At 69.8% G+C, this 2014-nt stretch carries 2 protein-coding genes and 2 pseudogenes; 1 reads left to right on the top strand and 3 read right to left on the bottom strand.

What is annotated here, in order from left to right:
• A pseudogene (locus tag F9K34_RS18795) lies at positions 1-114 on the bottom strand (NAD(P)H-quinone oxidoreductase); the annotation flags it as partial.
• Positions 111-803 carry a COQ9 family protein gene (locus F9K34_RS18790; protein WP_291338623.1) on the bottom strand — a complete coding sequence of 231 codons (693 nt, stop codon included), beginning with the start codon at positions 801-803 and terminating at the stop codon, positions 111-113. The pseudogene F9K34_RS18795 and the gene F9K34_RS18790, both read right to left, overlap by 4 nt.
• 107 nt (positions 804-910) lie before the next feature.
• Between F9K34_RS18790 and rpsU the strand changes: the two genes are divergently transcribed.
• Positions 911-1117: a 30S ribosomal protein S21 gene (gene rpsU / locus F9K34_RS18785; protein ID WP_011748553.1), complete on the top strand. Its 207-nt coding sequence runs from the start codon at positions 911-913 to the stop codon at positions 1115-1117.
• A gap of 107 nt (positions 1118-1224) precedes the next feature.
• Here the strand turns inward: rpsU and F9K34_RS18780 are convergent.
• A pseudogene (locus tag F9K34_RS18780) lies at positions 1225-2014 on the bottom strand (chromosome segregation protein SMC); the annotation flags it as partial.

The following is a 2014-nucleotide window of genomic DNA, read 5'->3' as shown; positions in this document are numbered from 1 at the left end:
GATCAGGATCTGCCCCGGCCCGGGCTTCGGCACCGGCACCTCGGTCACCTGCAGCACCTCGGGCCCGCCGGGGCGGGAGATCTCGACGGCGCGCATCCTCGCGGGCAGTCTCATCCCCGGTCTCCGCCCACGCGGCCCGGCAGGTCCCACGGCGCTCCCGCGGGCGCGCGGACCCGGCCGAGCGCCCTCAGCGGCCCTTCCAGCATACGGCCGAGCACCGGGTTTTCCCGGACCTTCGCCTTGAACGCCTCGAAGCGCATCACGCCCTCGATCCGCCGGTCGAGGAATTCCCACGTCGCATGGTGTCCCTCGCTGTCGTCGCCGAGCCAGAAGAGCACGGTCGCGGAATAGACCGCCGAAAGCGTGGCGCGCTTCGAATACCAGTTGATGTCGTCCGAGGTGTCGCCGAGGGCGCGCCAGATCGCATCCGCCGTGCCCCAGACCAACCCGGCCCCGGTCGCGGCGTTCCGCGGCAGGGCGAACAGCGATGCTCCCCGGCGCACCACCTCCCGGTCGGCGCCCTCCAGCCTCAGCCGCACCGCACGCGCGACGCGGTCGCGGAAGCGCAGGGCTGAAAGGTCCTCGGCCGCGAGTGCGGCCTCCATCGCCCGGTCGCCCTGCCGGTGGAACGCAACGGCAAGGTCGAGCGCCCCCCTCGGGCAGACCGCGCGGGCAAGCTCCGGCGACATGCCGGCGTCCGCCGCCGCGGCGCGGAACGCGGCCTCCGACCAGCCGTCGAAAGTCACGTGCGGCAGGATCGCCGCGAGAAGCCGCCCGGCGGTCGTTCCGATCCCCTGTTCCATGGCGCGAAAGCCCCCTTCCCGGCGGTGGACAAGTCGCCGGCGCCCTGCTATAGGGGCGCCTCCTGCGACCGAATGCAACTCTAACTTAGGAAGGTGGTGACAACCACATGCAGGTCAGCGTTCGCGACAACAATGTCGAACAGGCGCTTCGTGCTCTGAAGAAGAAGCTTCAGCGCGAAGGGGTTTTCCGGGAAATGAAGCTCAAGCAGCATTTCGAGAAACCCTCCGTCAAGAAAGCGCGCGAGAAGGCCGAGGCCGTCCGCCGTGCCCGCAAACTGGCACGCAAGAAGGCCCAGCGCGAAGGCGCTCTCTGAGACCCTGTGACGCTGGCGGGGAAACCCGCGAAACGATCAACCCCCGGGGCCCGGCCGCGGGGGTTTTTCTTTGACCGGAAACCCTGCGCCCACGCTTGGCGAAAGCGTCACGCCACCAGCGCCTCGGCCCGCTTGAGGTCGACGCTGACCAGCTGGCTCACCCCCTGCTCGGCCATCGTCACGCCGAAGAGCCGGTCCATCCGGCTCATCGTCACGGCATGGTGGGTGATGACGAGGAAGCGCGTGTCGGTGCGCCGGGTCATCTCGTCCAAGAGGTCGCAGAATCGCGTCACGTTGGCGTCGTCGAGCGGCGCGTCGACCTCGTCGAGCACGCAGATCGGCGCGGGGTTCGCGAGGAAGACCGCGAAGATCAGTGCCAGCGCCGTCAGCGTCTGCTCGCCGCCCGACAGGAGCGAGAGCGTGGCCAGCTTCTTGCCCGGCGGCTGGCACATGATCTCGAGCCCCGCCTCCAGCGGATCGTCGCTTTCGACGAGCACGAGGTTGGCCTCGCCGCCGCCGAAGAGGTGGGTGAAGAGCATCCGGAAATTGCCGTTCACCTGCTCGAACGCGGTCAGGAGGCGCTCGCGCCCCTCGCGGTTCAGCCCGGCGATGCCGGAGCGCAGCTTCTTGATCGCCTCCTCCAGGTCGGCCTTCTCCATGACCAGCGTGTCATGCTCCGCTTGCACTTCCCTGGCATCCTCCTCGGCGCGCAGGTTCACCGCGCCCAGCGCATCGCGCTGGCGGCGAAGCCGCTGGACGTCGCCGTCGAGCGCCTCGGCCGCGGGCATCCGGTCCGGATCGGCGCCGAGAGCCTGCAGGAGCGTGCCCGGGGTATTGTCGGTCTCCTCGCGGATGCGGTCGGCGGCAAGCGTCACCGTCTCGCGCGCTGCCTCGGCG

Source organism: Albidovulum sp. (assembly GCF_008933605.1).
In the GTDB taxonomy this organism is placed as follows: domain Bacteria; phylum Pseudomonadota; class Alphaproteobacteria; order Rhodobacterales; family Rhodobacteraceae; genus Albidovulum.
Note: the sequence above shows the minus strand (reverse complement) of the source record. Positions and strands in the feature narration are given on the sequence as shown.